Below are 15,668 nucleotides of genomic sequence, written 5' to 3' on the forward strand. Positions count from 1 at the left end.
TGTCCGCTAAGGACAGGTATCGCCCAACAGCAGCTCGGTCTGGAGCAGCTGTTGGGTCTTGGGTATTCGCCCCAGAATCATTTTGGCCGCGACACGTCCTTTGCCCGCGCTGTCCTGGCGCACGGTCGTCAATCGAGGGGCACGATATTGCCCTTCGGCAATGCCATCGAACCCCGTGATGCGTAACGCCTTCGGCACCTGGATGCCTCGCTGTTCCGCCAGCGTCAGCGCGGTCAGAGCAATCCGATCCGACATGCACAGCAGCAGATCGGGACGCTGCTCTGCTGGCTGATCGAGGATCTCGGTGATCACCGGCGAGCACACATCGAACACGTTCTCCTCGATGTTCCATAGCGGAATGGTATCGGTATCGAACCCGTGTTCACTGAGCGCGGCGTGAAACCCGGCGAGGCGTGCTCGGCTGATCGTGCTGCTGTCGGGAAGCAACGTATGCGCCTTCGTTACTCGGCCATTACAGGGCTCTCTGGTCAGCCGCAGGTTGATGATGGCAGGCCGGGTAGGACGCTGTTTAAGGGCATGCATGGCCATGGCGTAGCTAGCGTCACGGTCATCGATATGCACCGTGGGGCAGCCGTCGATATCGAAGTCGACCGAGACCAGCGGACGCTGCGACGGCAGTTCGTTCAACAGTTTATTGTTGGGCATCAGGCCGTAGACGATGAAGCCATCGGCAATGTTGGCCGAGCCGGGCGGTTGTGATGCGTGCCCCCGGCCTGGAAGCAGCAGCAGGGTATGGCCATGGGCATCCAGGACTTCCGCTACACCGGAAAGAAACTCACTGGCGACGGCATCGTTCAAGCTGTAAGTCAGGCTTTCGGCCAGAATCACCGCCACGATGCTGGAGCGGCCGGTGCGCAGGCTGCGCGCTTTGGCATCGGGGCCGTTATACCCCAGGCGTTTGGCTTCTTTGAGAATGCGATCGCGCAGCAGCGGAGAGAGCTGGTCGGGGCGATTGAAGGCGTTGGAAATCGTCGCAGTAGAAACGCCGAGTTCGAGCGCAAGGTCCTTTAAGGTCATTCGGCGAGGGGTGGTCACGGAGCTTCCTAAACTGGTGAAGAGTATGGGCGGAGAGAGTGCGTGCCGGACGCCTTTACAGCGCAGGCTAATTATTGAATTGTCGCGCACAAGAATAACGGCCTTGACGGTCTGACGACTACCCTCTTTGCAAGGTGCCTCATCCAGCCAAGGCCGTTATGGGTCTTTCTATCCGTGTTTAAGCGGCCGAGCGCGCCTTGGCTAGTGTCAACGCGGCGCCGCTCTCATCGAACAGGTGGACGTGTTCGGTATCCGGTACCAGCGACACCTGCTGGCCCTCTTGCCACTGGCTGGGCGCTTCGCTGCGATGGATGAGCAGCGTCGAGCCCGCTTTCGGCTCCAGATAGACGTAGACCTCGTTGCCCAGGTACTCGACGTTGACGATATCGAAGCAGTTATCGCCTTGAGGCGCTTCCAAGCGAAGGTGCTCGGGCCGCACGCCAAGCGTGAGCGAGGTGCCCTGTGAGTAAGCGTCGCCCGCTTGGGGCAGTGAGACCTCGCCGATGCCCGCTGCTTTGACGCGGCAGCCTTCGGCGGCGCCGCTGATCAGCTCGGCGGGCATAAAATTCATGGTAGGCGAGCCAATGAAGCCCGCGACGAATTGGGTGGCCGGACGCTGGTACAGCTCGTGGGGACTGCCCACTTGCTCCACATGGCCCCGGTTGAGCACTACGATCTTATCCGCCAGGGTCATGGCTTCGACCTGATCGTGGGTCACGTAGATCATGGTAGAGCCAAGACGGTTGTGCAGGCGGGCGATTTCGTTACGCATCTGCACCCGCAGCGAGGCATCCAGGTTGGAGAGCGGCTCGTCGAACAGCAGAATGCGCGGCTCCCGCGCCATGGCACGTCCCATCGCCACGCGCTGGCGCTGGCCGCCAGAGAGGGCTTTGGGTTTGCGGTGCAGCAGCTCTTCCAGCTGCAGGATTTTGGCCGTGCTCATTACCCGCTCGTGAACGGTCTCTTTAGCAGTGTTGGCCAGCTTTAGGCCAAAGGCCATGTTGTCGTAGACGGTCATGTGCGGGTAGAGCGCGTAGGACTGAAACACCATGCCGACGCCGCGCTCGCGGGGGGGTAGGTCGTTCACCACGGTGCCGCCAATGTTCAGGTCGCCATCGGTGATCGATTCGAGCCCTGCAATCAGGCGCAGTAGGGTGGATTTACCGCAGCCGGAGGGACCCACGAACACGACGAACTCGCCGTCGCCAATGGAAAGATCGACGTCTTTGATGATGTGGTCGCGGCCAAATACCTTGTTGACCTTTTCAAGCGTAACACTTGCCATGGTAACTCCTTGCCGACCTCGACCTGAGCGGGTCGGCTATCGTTATTAACTGTTATGGGCGGCGTTTAGGCAACCTGCATAAAGGCGGCTTGGTACGCGGGCAGCGTGAGTGTGCTGCCGTCTCGCGTGGCGGTAAAATGGGCGACCGGCAAGTCGCTGGCGACCTCCACGGGCAGGGTGGTTTGCTGCTCTTGCCCGGTCAGGTTGAAAACACATAGCAAGATCTCGTCGCCTTTTTGACGGGTAAAGCCGAGCAGGTCGTCACCGACGTCGACCAACGATAAATCGCCATCGAAGAGGGCGGGGTGGCGGCGGCGGAACGCCAGCAGGGCGCGTACGGTATTGAGTGTGGCGTTGGGGTCGTCTTGCTGGCGGCTCACCGCCAAATCCAAGTGACGAGCTTCCATGGGCAGCCACGGCTCTACTGGCGAGAAGCCACCCTGATCGCCGTCGGTCCAGGGCATGGGCGTGCGGCAGCCGTCGCGGCCTTTGAACTCGGGCCACAGCACTTTGCCGTAGGGGTCTTGAATGCGCTCGAAGGGCACGTCCGCTTCCGGTAGGCCCAGCTCTTCGCCTTGGTACAGGCACACGCTGCCGCGCAGTGAGAACAGCATGGCCAGCATCACTTTTGGGTAGGCGTGGGGGTCTTCCTCAGCGCCCCAGCGGGTCGCACTGCGCACCACGTCGTGGTTGGACGTGGCCCAGCAAGGCCAGGCGTCGCCCGCCAAGCGTTGGAAGCGTTCGATCACTTCGCGCAGGTAGCTGGCGGAGTGGGGCATGTTGAGCAGGTCGAAGGTGTACGCCATGTGCAGCTTATCGCCACCGGCAGTGTATTCGGCCATGCGTTCTAGCGGATTATCGTCGCCAATCTCACCCACGGTGGTGGTGCCGGGGTACTCATCCATCAGCGCACGCAGGTCTTTGAGGAAGTCCAGATTTTCCGGCCGGCTGAGGTCGTAGACATGGCGCTGCCAGGTGTAGGGGTTCGCTTCCGGTGCCCCCAGGGTTTTGGCTTCGCCTGTCGGTACCGGCGGGTTGTCCCGCAGTTCGGCGTCGTGGAAGTAGAAGTTGACCGTATCCAAGCGGAAGCCGTCTACGCCCAAATCCAGCCAGAAACGCATGTTGTCGAGCTGCGCCTGACGGGCTTCCGGGTGGTGGAAGTTCACGTCCGGCTGGCTGGTCAGGAAGTTGTGCAGATAGTACTGCTGGCGCCGGGAGTCGAAGGTCCACGCCGAGCCGCCAAAAATCGACAGCCAGTTGTTGGGCGGCGTGCCGTCGGGTTTCGGATCGGCCCATACGAACCAGTCGGCTTTAGGATTGGTGCGATTCTGGCGGCTCTCCTGGAACCAGGGGTGCTGATCGGAGGTATGGCTGATCACCTGGTCGATCATCACTTTCAAGCCCAGCGAGTGAGCTTTTTCCAGCAGCGCCTTGAAGTCTTCCAGCGTGCCGAACATGGGGTCTACGTCGCGGTAGTCACTCACGTCATAGCCGAAGTCGAGCATCGGAGAAGTAAAGAAGGGCGATAGCCAGATGCCGTCCACGTTGAGGGAGGCCACGTAATCCAGCTTTTCGGTGATGCCGTTCAGATCGCCTACGCCGTCGCCGCGGCTGTCCAAGAAGCTACGCGGATAGATTTGATAAATAACGCCGCCGCGCCACCACATCATGTTGTCTTGCATTACTGTGTTCCTTAAAAACGGTTGCTGAGTTTGATCAGCGAATTCATGGGACCATGGTGTGAAGGCGGTTAGCCCTTCACGGCACCCGCGGTCAGGCCGGACACGATGCGGCGCTGGAAAATGATGACCAGAATCACCAGCGGTACGGTGACCACGACGGAGGCTGCCATGATCGGCCCCCAGGGCAGTTCGTAGGCACTACCGCCTGACAGAAGGGCAATCGCAACCGGCACCGTGCGCTGCGCATCGGTCAGTGTGAAGGTCAGTGCGAACAGAAACTCGTTCCAGGCGGCGATGAATGCGAGCAGGCCCGTGGTCGCCATGGCGGGCCACATCAGCGGCAGAAATACCTTGGTGATGGTCACCCAGGGCGTTGCCCCATCCATGATCGCCGCCTCTTCCAGCTCCATGGGGAGTTGCTTCATGAAGGTGGTGAGCACCCACACCGTAAAGGGCAGGGTAAAGATGGTGTAGCTGAGAATGAGGCCTGCCGGGTTGTTGTAGAGGTTCAGCGCGCGAATCACTTCGAACAGCCCAGAGAGAACGGCCACTTGAGGGAACATCGACACGCCGAGAATGACCAGCAGCACGGTGGAGCGGCCGCGAAAGCGTACCCGACCCAGCGCGTAAGAAGCGGTGATGCCTAGCAGCAGCGCGATGAATACCACGCTGAACGCGACGATGATCGAGTTGAAGATCGCCCTCACGAAGCTCGATTGGCTAAAGATCTGTGCGTAGTTGTCCAGATTCCAGGTCGAGGGCCATAGCTCCACGCGGAACAGGTCGCTGGAGGGTTTTACCGAGGTAATGACGGCGTAGTAGAACGGGAAGACCGCGTACACCATGATGACGGCAATCAGTGCCCAGAACCCGACGCGTTTCGCTACTTTGGCTAACTGACGGCTGTTCATCAGTCACCTCCCAATTGAATCTGTTTGCGGCCAAGGTAGAGATAAGCCACGGTGGCCAGCGCGATGATCAAGAACAGCAGCGTGGATGCGGCGCTGCCGTAGCCGACGTCCTGAAACTCGACGAGCTGCTGGCGCGCGTAGACCGACATCGACATCGTGCTGGTGGAGTTGGAGGTCAACACGTAGATCACGTCGAAGACCCGCAGGGCATCCAGCAGGCGGAAGATGACCGCCACCATCAGCGCCGGGGTAATCAGCGGTAGCGTGACCTTGAAGAACACGCGCACCGGATGAATGCCATCCACCTCGGCGGCTTCGTAGCAATCTTTGGGCAGCATCTGCAGCGCGGCCAGGACCAACAGAGCCACGAAGGGAATCGTTTTCCACACGTCGACCATGATCACCGCCCACATGGAGTAGGTGGCGCTCGCGGTCCAAGCGATGGGGTTATCAATAATACCGACCATCATCAGCAGGTGGTTGATGATGCCGAACTGGTCGTTGAGCATCCACGCCCACATCTGAGCCGACACGATGGTAGGAATGGCCCAGGGAATCAGCACGGCCGCCCGAACGATCACGCGGCCTTTGAATTCTGCGTTCAAAATCAGTGCGACGATGACGCCGAAAACGACTTCCAGCGATACCGACACCACCGAGAAGTAAACCGTGTTCCACACGGACTGCCACCACACTGGGTCCGCCAGCACGCCAAACCAGCGGCCGTTGTCGTAGACCAGGTAGTTTTCGAAACCGATCAGATTCGCCGAGCCCAAATCGGAGAGCGACGCATCGGTAAAACTCAGGAAAAACGTACGTAGTAACGGCCAGCCCGCCACCAGCGTGAGGGCAATCAGCATGGGGGCTAAGAACAGCCACGCCGCCTTGACGCGTTGGCGGCGGACCTTGGTACCCCGTTGCCGCCGCGCTGGCGTGGCGGAACGCGCCCCGAGGGGCGCGTTTTGGTGAGAGTGGTGAGAAGAGCTCGACATAGGTGTCTCCGCGTTTACCAGTTGCGACGCTTCAGGCGCAGCAATTCGCCTTCAAGGTCGGCGACGGCTTGAGCGCCATCTTTGGTGCCGGACAGCACGTCATGAGAGGTGCTGAAGAACGCGTTGCTGACACGGCCATAGGCATCGCCCGTGGGGGCAGAGGGGCGGGCCACCGCGTTGGTGAACGTATCGTAAAGCGTGCCGAAGAAGGGCACGGCATCCAGCACTTCCTGGTCTTGGTAGAGCGAATCGATCGTCGGGTTGTAAGAAGCCTGAATGGCGCGGCGCTTTTGCTCTTCTTCACCGGTCAGATACGCCACCAGGTCAGCGGCGATCTCAGGATGCTCGCTGTAGCGCGACACGGCCAGGTTCCAGCCGCCCAGGCCCGCGGCGCTCTGGCCCTCTTCACCGCCGGCAGGCAGCTGCACGACGCCTACTTTGCCGCGCACGTCGCTATCGTCACTCTGGGCCAGTGACCACGCGTAGGGCCAGTTGCGCATGAAGACGGCATTGCCGCCCTGGAAAACACCCCGTGCTTCCTCTTCGGTGTAGTTCAGCACGCCTTCCGGGGAGATGTCGCCAATCCAAGAGGCGGCCAGATCCAGCGCTTGGGCAGCGCGCTCGTTGTTGATGGTCACTTCGCCTTCGTTATCGACCACGGTGCCGCCGCCAAAGCTGGCAACCCACTCGAGGGCGTTGACGGTCAGGCCTTCGTAGGCGCGGCCTTGGAACACGAAGCCTTGCATACGGTCGTTGCCCGCTTCACGCTCGGCGTTTTGAATATCGCGCGCGATCTCCGTCATCTCTTGCCACGTGGTGGGCACCTCGTGGCCATGCTTTTCCAGCAGGTCTTCGCGGTAGTAAAGAACACCCGCATCGGTAAACCAGGGCATGGCGACCAGGCGGTCATCGATGGTGTTATTGGTCACGATGGTGTCGAAGTGACCGACTGCGGCGTCTTCACCCAGTACTTCGCGCAGGTCGAGCAGGTGGTTGGCTAGCAGACCGGGCCATACCACGTCGATCTGCATCACATCGATATCGCTGGAGTTAGCGGAGAGAATTTGTTGATAGAGAGACAGGCGCTCAGTAGACGAGTTGGGCGTTGAAACCACATCGACGCTGTGGCCGGTTTTCTCTTCCCAGGCGCGTACGCCTTCTTGGCAAAGGGTCAACTCTGCGCCAACTGCACCACAGGAGATCGTCAGTTCGGCCGCCTGGGCAGACCCGGTGGCACTGGCAAGACTGGCCAAAGCAATAGCTGAAGTGAGTAGTGTCTTTTTCATTACGGCGTTCCTCGGCGTTTATTGTTGTGGGTGATGGGGTATCAATGCGCTCATAGCGCCTACTTAAACGATTAAGTACGCTGCCAGTTAGCCGTCTGTCGTCGTGAAGTTCAATAGCGACTTTTGTCTAATCTATGTCAATTCAATTTCTCTAAGATAAATAACCTTTTAGACATTGGTCGATAATTAGTAAAAGCTTGTTGGTTTACGTGCTCTTAATCGATTAAGTTTCAACTGTCACTCTATCTTCACACAACACGAAAGTTGCTTTGCAACACGTTGGGTCAATCACCTTGTCGCGTTGTTGGGCACAGGCTTCGGCGAGTCGAAGTAACGACACGGGTGGCAGCACTGAAACGCTGGCTTTTTTTACACCGGTTTTGGGGCCGGTGATCAAAAAGTAGGGAGCCAAACGGTTCGGGCGTTCGGGATAAAAAACAATAGGATTTAACACTAGGGTTGAAAAACAATGCATAAAATGACGTTCAAAACACCTTTAGCCATTGCCGTCGCCGCTGCCAGCTTCGGTCTTTGCGGTGCCGCCAATGCTGACATGACCTTGGAAGAGCGCTTTGCCGAGCTGGAAGCACGCATTGCAGCCGCTGAGCAGCGAGCTGAAGCGGCCGAGCGCCGCGCCGAGCTAGCCGAGCAAGGTCGCGGAACCGCGCCTGCATCCAGCGCCCCGGCTGCGGCGACTACCAATGCCGATATCGAAGAGCGCCTGGCCCGCGTCGAACGCCAGGCCAGCGGCGAAGAGGGCTTTTCGTTTAACGTTTACGCCCGATCTGGCCTGCTGATTGGTGAAGATGGCAAAAGTGCACCGGGTGGCCCGTACCTAACGCCCGCCGGTGGTAACGGTGGGGCGGTGGGGCGTTTGGGCAACGAGCCGGACACCTACTCTGAAGCGATCCTGAACTACCGCATGCAGTTCGATAACGGCGCCAAAGCCCGCTACACCACCATGCTGGCCCATGGCACCAACTCCAGCAACGACTGGGTGGGCGATGACACCAACCTGAACGTGCGTCAGGTGTACGCAGAGTTCAGCGATTTGCCGAGCTTTACAGGGGCCTTCGAGAACGCCTCGATCTGGGCGGGTAAGCGCTTCGATCGCAATAACTTCGACATTCACTGGCTTGACAGCGACGTGGTCTTTCTCGCCGGTACCGGTGGTGGTGTGTACGACGTGCAGCTGGCGGAGAACTGGAAAACCAACTTCTCGCTCTATGGTCGCAGCTTCAGCGACTTCCCGGTCGTCAACCGTGAAAACCCCGGTTTGGACGGCGAAAACAGCGATACCGACAACCTTGTCCTGACCTCCAACAACTACTTCGGTAACTGGCAGGTGATGGTCAACGGCATGTCCGCTGCCGATAACGACGAGCGCGACATCGGCGTCGGCCAAACCGCTGCCGATACCGGTTGGCACACCATGGTGGCCTACCACGGTGATAGCTTCTTTGGGTTGGGCGACGGTAACTTCAAGGCCGCCGTACTGCACGGCCAAGGCCTGGGTGCCGAGGTGAAAGGCTTGGGTAGCAACGGCGACTTGACCGATGATGCCAGCGCAACGCGCCTTGCCCTCTACGGCACGACCTACATTGCCCCGCAGTGGCGCATTGCGCCGGCCATCCTGGCGGAAACCAGCGACGACCGTTTTGCTAGTGGCGATAGCTATGATTGGGCCACGCTGAACGTTCGCCTGGCGAACGAAATCAACCAAAACTTCGAAATGCAGTACGAAGCCAGCTACCAGTGGATGGACTTCGAACCGCAGGGTTACAGCGGCCGCAATGCGGTGGACGGCGACTACATGAAGTTCACTATCGCCCCGACCTTCAAGCCGGAAGTGGGCGGGTTCTGGAAGCGTCCTGAAATCCGTCTGTTCACCACCTACAGCGACTGGGATGAGAGCCTGAATAGCTACGGTGCCAGCTCGCTGGGCAGCGACGGCTTCACAGGTGGTGAGTTCACCTTCGGTGTCCAAACCGAAGTATGGTTCTAGGGGAGTACCGCTCGCTAGCAAGACTGCTTTCGATCTCATGGCGGCATGAGCGCCATCTGCCCATGCCGGTTGCCCGCGACTCGTCGCGGGCTTTTTATTGTCCAAATAAGTAGCCTAAGTCATAGACGAGGACGTTGGTAGACACATAGGAGAGGGCCATGCCGCTGCTACAAGAAAAGCTTACCGCACCGACGTTGCCACTGGGCGTCGTGGCAAGGCCGCGCCTCAATGATGCCTTTGCATTGAACGAGCGCGTGCGCCTGCTTCTCGTTCAAGCCCCGTCGGGCTACGGAAAGACCACGCTACTGGCAGAACGCCTACCCGCCCTGGAGCAAGACGCCGCTTGGCTGCGCCTGGACCAGCGCGACAATCGGCCCGAGCGCTTTTTACGCTACTGGCAAGCCGCCATCGATACGCTGTTACGTGAGGATGCGCCGCTGTCGCCTTTGTCTGAGGCGGCGGACTGCGTGGAGCAGCTAGAGCGCTGGCTGGGCGAGCTGCCGAAGCAGCGGACGGCTTGTCGGCTGGTCGTGGATGAGTTCGAGCACCTGACGCACCCCGATATTCTGGCGGGGCTTGCCCACTGGCTGCGTCATCAGCCGCCCTGGCTGACCCTGACCCTAGCCAGTCGCTCCCGGCCTGCGCTGGGCCTTGCCAGCCTGCGGCTGCGGGGCGAACTCGAAGAGATCGATCTAAGCGCCCTGGCCTTCGATAGCGAAGAGGCGCAAACCCTCTGCGCCGAGCAGCTCAGTTTTCCGCCTACTCGGGTGAGCCTGGAGCGGGCGCTGCGCCGCAGCGGCGGCTGGGTGATGGCCCTGAACTGGCTGGTGGAGCGTACGACGACTCGCGCCGGATTCGATGCGCTGGTCGAGCGGCTAAACGGCGGTCATCCCGATTTTGTGGCCTGGTTCGATGAACGGCTGGCCGAGGCGCTGCCCCCTGAGGAGCGAGAGCTACTACTGCAGCTCGGTGTGCTGGAGCGCTTCTCACCTGAATTGATGGCGCGCCTGCTGGAGGGCGAGCGGCTTACCCAGCGGCTCGATGCCTTCGAGCAAGCGGGGCTATTCATCGAGCGGCCCGACCCCCACGCCCAGTGGTACCGCTTTCAACGGCTGTTCGGGGAGTACCTGCGCCACCGCCGCCACGAGCTTAGCTTGGCCACCCAGCGCACCCTGCACCAGCGGGCCAGCCAAGCCTGGCTGGCACTCAACGACCCGATCATGGCGTTGCGCCAAGCCATTTTGGCGGAATCGCCCGAGGAGGTGGCCAGTCTACTGGTCGCGCAAGGGCCAGCGCTGTTGGCCAGCGGGGCCTACGCGCTGCTGGCTCAAGGGCTTGGGCTGCTGGGGGAGCCGCAAATCTCGACACGCCCAGAGCTGGCGCTGCTCTACGGCTGGGTCTCCCATGCGCAGTTCCAGTTCGATATCACCGCACGAGTCATCCAATGGATCGAAGCGCAGCTGGAGGCCCCAGAGTGGCAGCGGCTGACGGCCGAGTTTGCCACCCTGCGCGCCCAATTAGCGATCAATCAGGGCAACGCCGAGCGCGCTGCGCCGCTCGCTGAACAGGCGCTGGCCGTGCCCGCCCGCTATTTAGCCTCCACCCCGCTGACCGCGACCGCCATCTTGAGCGAGGCGCGTTTCGTGCTGGGCTATCTGGACGAGTCGCTGCAACGGGTGCGCGAGGTGGAGCGTCTGGCACGCCAGCGAGAGGATCACCAGCTACTGCTGTGGTCATTCTGCCATCAGTCGGAAACGCTGGTGGCCCAGGGGCGCTTGCAGGCCGCTTACGATATTCAAGAGCGCGCTTTTGCCCTTCTGGAGCGGGCAGAGCTCGAGCACCTGCCCGTGGCGGAGTTTCTCTACCGGATTCGCAGCCAGGTGCTTTGGGAGTGGCACCGCCTGGATGAAGCCGAGCAGGCCGCGCTCAAAGGCATTGCCGTGCTCGACAACCAGGGCGAGCGCTGGACGCTGCAGTGCCACATTCAACTGGCCAAAATTGCCCAGAGCCGTGGCGATCAGGCTCAGTGCGCTGACCATATTCGGCGGCTGCGTAAAATCCTGGCCGAAGGCGATTACCATATCGACTGGGTCGCCAATGCCCACGCCACGCTGCTGGCCTGGTGGCACTCCACGCAAGACCTCGACGCTGTGGAGCGCTGGCGTCAGGAAGCGCCCGCGCCCATCACCGAAGGGGCCACCAACCACTTTGCCCAATGCAACGTACGCAATCACGCTCGGGCGCTTACGCTGCTGGGCCGCTTTGATGAGGCCCGCGCGCTGCTGGAAGCACTCGAAGTCCATACTCAAAGACTTGGGCTGGTCACCGATGCCAACCGCAACCAGCTCTGCCTCGCGGCCGCTGCGTGGTCGGCTGGCCAGGAGGAGCAAGCCCGGCACCATATGCATCAAGCGCTCAGTTTGGCGTCTCGCACGGCGTTGATAGGCAGCTTTTTGCGCATGGGCAAACCGCTGGGAGATCTGCTGTCGGGCTTATTGACGGACGGCACGCTATCAGCCTTGGAGCAGGCGAGGGCAGAGCGGCTGCTGGCGCTGGCGGGTCAGCAGAAAGACTTTGGAAGCGCCCGACGCTTGATATTGGACGAAACGGTGATCGCGGATATCGTCGCAAGACCTGACGTGCCGGAGCTGATTCGCACCTCGCCGCTCACCCGACGCGAATGGCAAATCCTGGGGTTGATCCACGCCGGGCTCTCCAATGAGCAGATTGCCGAACAGCTCTCGGTGGCGCCGACGACCATCAAGACCCATATCCGCAGCCTTTACCAAAAGCAGAACATTCGCCGCCGAGACGAAGCCATTGCGCTGGCAGGGCAACTCATGGCGCATATTCAGGGGGAGTGAGGCGCCGTGTGACCACTCCTCCCCACGCCTACGCCTGATGCGTCCAGTGGGGGAGGATTCTATCAAGCGGCGTAGCCTGCATCATGCCAGCCATAGGTGATGACTCAACGATTTGAGACACCGTCGGTAATAACAAGGATAAGGACCATGATGCAGACACCTTCTACTTCTCACTACGTTGGCAGCCAAGGAGCCGACTGGTGGCGCGGCGCGGTGATTTACCAAATCTACCCGCGTAGCTTTATGGACAGTCACGGCGACGGCATTGGCGATTTGAAAGGGGTGATCGACAAGCTCGACTACATCGCTTCATTAAACGTCGATGCGATTTGGCTGTCGCCGTTTTTTACCTCGCCGATGAAAGATTTCGGCTACGACATCAGCAACTACCGCGATGTCGACCCCATGTTCGGCACGCTGGAAGACTTCGACCGCCTGGTCGAAGCGGCCCACGCGCGGGGGCTGAAAGTGACGATCGATCAGGTGATGTCCCACACCTCCGACCAGCACGTGTGGTTCGAAGAGAGCCGCCAAAGCCGCGACAACCCCAAAGCCGACTGGTACGTATGGGCCGATCCCAAACCCGACGGCGCGCCGCCCACCAACTGGCAGTCGGTATTCGGCGGCAGCGCCTGGCAGTGGGATACCCGCCGCTGCCAGTACTACCTGCATAACTTCTTGGCCAGCCAGCCGGATCTTAACTTCCGCACCCCTGCGGTGGTCGACGCCATGCTGGAAGAGGTGCGCTTCTGGTTGGAGCGCGGCGTGGATGGCTTCCGGCTGGATGCGGTGAACTTCTGCACCCACGGCGAGTTAAAAGACAACCCGCCGCGCCAGGAAGTTACCGAGAGCTTCCTGGGCGTTCGCCCCGACAACCCCTACGGCTATCAGCTCCACCAATACGACAAAACCCAGCCGGAAAATCTGGTGTTTCTGGAGCGGCTGCGGGCGCTGCTGGATGAGTACCCCGGCACCACGAGCGTAGGTGAAGTGGGTGACGACGATGCGCTCGGCGTGATGGCGGAGTACTCCCAGGGCGGCAAGCGCCTGCACATGTGCTATTCGTTCAACCTGCTGACCGATAAAGCCGACCCTGGCTACTTGCACGAAACGCTCACCGAAATGGAAGCGCGCATTGGCGATGGCTGGCCCTGCTGGGCGCTGGGAAACCACGACGTAACGCGGCTGGCAACCCGCTGGCAGGCGGAAGGGCAGCTCGATAAGCTGCGCCTCTATTTGGTGTTCCTGTTCAGCCAGCGGGGCAGCGTATGCCTCTATCAGGGCGAAGAGCTGGGCCTGCCCGAGGCGGAGCTGACGTTCGAGCAGCTCGTCGATCCGGCGGGCATCACCTTCTGGCCTGCTTATAAAGGTCGCGATGGCTGCCGCACCCCGCACCCCTGGCAGGCGGACGCCCGCCATGCGGGCTTTAGCAGCGCTACTCCCTGGCTGCCGGTGCCCGATTCCCACGCAAGTTTGGCGGTGGACCAGCAAGAGCAGGATGCCGATTCGCTGCTCAATGCCTACCGCGCGTTTTTAGCCTTCCGCCGCACGCAGCCTGCGCTGGTGAAAGGCGACGTGGATTACCATCCGGTACGCGACGAGGTGCTCTGTTTGGAGCGCACCCATCAGCAAACTCGCCTGCTGGTGGCGCTGAACTTTAGCGATCAAACCGTGACCCGCTCGGCTCCCGAGGGCGCTGAAGCACTGGGGGATGCACCTAAGTGGCTAAACGGCGAGTGGCAGGCAGGTACGCTGACACTGCCGCCGTTTGGGGTGGCGATTGCCCGCTGCCCGCACACTCAGGAGGAAGCACCATGGGACGTTTGACGTTTAGCGGCATCGGTAAGTCTTTCGATGGTATTGAAATCTCACGGGATATCGACCTCACCATCGAAGACGGCGAGTTCGTCGTTTTCGTGGGCCCCTCCGGCTGCGGTAAATCCACGCTACTCCGCATGATTGCAGGCTTGGAAGACATCACCACCGGGGATATGCAGCTCGATGGCCAGCGGATCAACGAGATACCGCCCCAGGAGCGGGACATCGGCATGGTGTTCCAATCCTACGCGCTCTACCCGCACATGAGCGTGGCGGAGAACATGGCCTTTGGCTTGAAGCTGGCGCGTACCGACAAAGCAGAAATTCGCCGCCGCGTGGAGCACGCCGCCGAGATGCTGCATCTCACCGAGCTTCTGGAGCGCAAGCCCAAAGACCTCTCCGGCGGCCAGCGCCAGCGGGTGGCCATTGGCCGCACCCTGGTCAAAGAGCCTGCCGTGTTTCTGTTCGACGAGCCGCTCTCCAATCTGGATGCCGCGCTGCGCGTGGATATGCGGGTACAGATCGCCGCGCTGCACAAGCGCCTGAACGCCACCATGATCTACGTCACCCACGATCAGGTGGAGGCGATGACCCTGGCCGACCGTATCGTGCTGCTCTCGAAAGGACGTATTGCCCAGGTAGGCGCGCCGCTGTCGCTGTATCACTTTCCTACCACCCTGGAAGTCGCCGAGTTCATCGGCTCGCCGCGGATCAATACGCTGCCGGTAACGGTGGTCGACCCCGGCGAGCGTCAGACCGTGGTGCGCCTGCATAGCGGTGAAACGCTGGCGGTGGCGGTCAACGGTCATCAGCTTCAGGCAGGCGATAGGGCCACCCTGGGACTGCGTGCCGAAGACTTCGTGGCGCCCGAGCAAGCCGACGCCGCCTTGAGCGCCACGCTGATGGTGGCCGAAAAGCTGGGCTATGAAACCCTCGCCCACTGGCAGTTGGCGGGCATCGATACCCCCGTGACCCAGCGGCTGGATGGCCTGACACGGCTGGAAGAGGGCCAAGTTTCGCGCTTGGGAATCGCTGGCCAGCGCTGCCACCTGTTCGATGCCGACGGTAATGCCTGTCCGCGCCAGGTCACGGTGGATGGGGTGAGCCGTTAATTTTTAAACACACAAACTTTTTTTCAAAAAGAGTGCATCCAATCGGTCTCCTTGTGTGTATCCCCTATACAGCCGCTACTCAAAGCGGTTGAACAAAACCCCAAGGAGACTGAAATGACCATCCAACACATGACGCGTGCGACGCTCGCCGCTACCTTGATTGCAACCTTCAGTCACGCCGCGTTGGCGGACATGCCCCCCGCCGACGTCCAAGTACCGGACGGCAACACCGTCGCTCTCGAAACCGTCGGCGTGGGTGCGATTACCTACATGTGTGAAGCCAAGGACGACGGCACCATGGGCTGGGTATTTAAAGGCCCACACGCTGCACTGAACGACAGCGAAGGCACCCAGGTCGGCAGCTACTACGGCCCGCCCGCCACTTGGGAAGCCCTGGACGGTTCTAAAATTACCGGCACTCAGCTAGCCGTGGCGCCGAATGGCGATGGCAACATTCCGCTGCAGCTCGTCGAAGCCAACCCGGCGGAAGGCGAAGGCGCAATGAGCGGCGTGAGCTACATCCAGCGCTTGAACACCCAAGGTGGCGTTGCCCCTGACGTTGCCTGCGACGAGGGCCACGACGGCGCCACTGCGGTCGTCACCTATCAAGCCGACTACATCTTCTGGACCGCGAACTAAGCGTTCCAACACTGACTC

The 15,668-nt window shown here is 60.7% G+C and carries 11 protein-coding genes; 5 read left to right on the top strand and 6 right to left on the bottom strand.

Annotated features, from left to right (window positions below):
- Positions 1–6: 6 nt before the first annotated feature.
- From GYM47_RS06885 to GYM47_RS06910, 6 genes are all read right to left on the bottom strand, one after another.
- Positions 7–1,038 (bottom strand): LacI family DNA-binding transcriptional regulator, encoded by a 1,032-nt coding sequence (locus GYM47_RS06885; RefSeq protein WP_139528495.1) that lies wholly within the window; start codon positions 1,036–1,038, stop codon positions 7–9.
- A gap of 196 nt (positions 1,039–1,234) precedes the next feature.
- Entirely contained in the window at positions 1,235–2,341 is a 1,107-nt protein-coding gene (locus GYM47_RS06890) for an ABC transporter ATP-binding protein (protein WP_139528479.1), read from the bottom strand.
- Positions 2,342–2,406: 65 nt separating this feature from the next.
- On the bottom strand, positions 2,407–4,023 hold the full coding sequence (locus GYM47_RS06895) for an alpha-glucosidase family protein (RefSeq protein WP_139528480.1): 1,617 nt from the start codon (positions 4,021–4,023) through the stop codon (positions 2,407–2,409).
- A gap of 68 nt (positions 4,024–4,091) precedes the next feature.
- Positions 4,092–4,934: a carbohydrate ABC transporter permease gene (locus GYM47_RS06900; protein WP_139528481.1), complete on the bottom strand. Its 843-nt coding sequence runs from the start codon at positions 4,932–4,934 to the stop codon at positions 4,092–4,094.
- The gene (locus GYM47_RS06905) at positions 4,934–5,926 is read right to left on the bottom strand and encodes a carbohydrate ABC transporter permease (protein ID WP_139528482.1); all 993 of its coding nucleotides are present in this window, start codon (positions 5,924–5,926) and stop codon (positions 4,934–4,936) included. The genes GYM47_RS06900 and GYM47_RS06905 overlap by 1 nt, the downstream gene beginning before the upstream one ends.
- Positions 5,927–5,940: 14 nt before the next feature.
- Complete coding sequence (locus GYM47_RS06910) at positions 5,941–7,212, bottom strand: ABC transporter substrate-binding protein (RefSeq protein WP_139528483.1); 1,272 nt, start codon at positions 7,210–7,212, stop codon at positions 5,941–5,943.
- Positions 7,213–7,681: 469 nt separating this feature from the next.
- Here GYM47_RS06910 and GYM47_RS06915 point away from each other — a divergent pair, with 469 nt between their 5' ends.
- The 5 genes from GYM47_RS06915 to GYM47_RS06935 all read left to right on the top strand — a co-directional run bounded on the left by GYM47_RS06915 (position 7,682) and on the right by GYM47_RS06935 (position 15,650).
- Positions 7,682–9,217 carry a carbohydrate porin gene (locus GYM47_RS06915; RefSeq protein WP_139528484.1) on the top strand — a complete coding sequence of 512 codons (1,536 nt, stop codon included), beginning with the start codon at positions 7,682–7,684 and terminating at the stop codon, positions 9,215–9,217.
- A 158-nt stretch (positions 9,218–9,375) separates the two neighbouring features.
- Positions 9,376–12,081, top strand: coding sequence for an HTH-type transcriptional regulator MalT (gene malT, locus GYM47_RS06920; RefSeq protein ID WP_153843958.1), 2,706 nt, complete (start codon positions 9,376–9,378; stop codon positions 12,079–12,081).
- A 147-nt stretch (positions 12,082–12,228) separates the two neighbouring features.
- Entirely contained in the window at positions 12,229–13,908 is a 1,680-nt protein-coding gene (locus GYM47_RS06925; RefSeq protein WP_153843959.1) for an alpha-amylase family glycosyl hydrolase, read from the top strand.
- On the top strand, positions 13,896–15,011 hold the full coding sequence (ugpC, locus tag GYM47_RS06930) for a sn-glycerol-3-phosphate ABC transporter ATP-binding protein UgpC (RefSeq protein WP_153843960.1): 1,116 nt from the start codon (positions 13,896–13,898) through the stop codon (positions 15,009–15,011). Before GYM47_RS06925 ends, ugpC begins: the two co-directional genes overlap by 13 nt.
- A 114-nt stretch (positions 15,012–15,125) precedes the next feature.
- Positions 15,126–15,650, top strand: coding sequence for a DUF3455 domain-containing protein (locus tag GYM47_RS06935; RefSeq protein ID WP_153843961.1), 525 nt, complete (start codon positions 15,126–15,128; stop codon positions 15,648–15,650).
- Positions 15,651–15,668: the final 18 nt, after the last annotated feature.

The sequence above is a fragment of the Vreelandella piezotolerans genome, assembly GCF_012427705.1.
GTDB lineage: Bacteria > Pseudomonadota > Gammaproteobacteria > Pseudomonadales > Halomonadaceae > Vreelandella > Vreelandella piezotolerans.

What these genes read in the sequence shown, in the direction of transcription:
- GYM47_RS06915 (WP_139528484.1), top strand. Translation starts at nt 7,682, where the DNA reads ATGCATAAAATGACGTTCAAAACACCTTTAGCCATTGCCGTCGCCGCT.
- GYM47_RS06905 (WP_139528482.1), bottom strand. Translation starts at nt 5,926, where the DNA reads ATGTCGAGCTCTTCTCACCACTCTCACCAAAACGCGCCCCTCGGGGCG.
- GYM47_RS06935 (WP_153843961.1), top strand. Translation starts at nt 15,126, where the DNA reads ATGACCATCCAACACATGACGCGTGCGACGCTCGCCGCTACCTTGATT.
- malT (WP_153843958.1), top strand. Translation starts at nt 9,376, where the DNA reads ATGCCGCTGCTACAAGAAAAGCTTACCGCACCGACGTTGCCACTGGGC.
- GYM47_RS06890 (WP_139528479.1), bottom strand. Translation starts at nt 2,341, where the DNA reads ATGGCAAGTGTTACGCTTGAAAAGGTCAACAAGGTATTTGGCCGCGAC.
- GYM47_RS06885 (WP_139528495.1), bottom strand. Translation starts at nt 1,038, where the DNA reads ATGACCTTAAAGGACCTTGCGCTCGAACTCGGCGTTTCTACTGCGACG.
- GYM47_RS06910 (WP_139528483.1), bottom strand. Translation starts at nt 7,212, where the DNA reads ATGAAAAAGACACTACTCACTTCAGCTATTGCTTTGGCCAGTCTTGCC.
- GYM47_RS06900 (WP_139528481.1), bottom strand. Translation starts at nt 4,934, where the DNA reads ATGAACAGCCGTCAGTTAGCCAAAGTAGCGAAACGCGTCGGGTTCTGG.
- GYM47_RS06925 (WP_153843959.1), top strand. Translation starts at nt 12,229, where the DNA reads ATGATGCAGACACCTTCTACTTCTCACTACGTTGGCAGCCAAGGAGCC.
- GYM47_RS06895 (WP_139528480.1), bottom strand. Translation starts at nt 4,023, where the DNA reads ATGCAAGACAACATGATGTGGTGGCGCGGCGGCGTTATTTATCAAATC.
- ugpC (WP_153843960.1), top strand. Translation starts at nt 13,896, where the DNA reads ATGGGACGTTTGACGTTTAGCGGCATCGGTAAGTCTTTCGATGGTATT.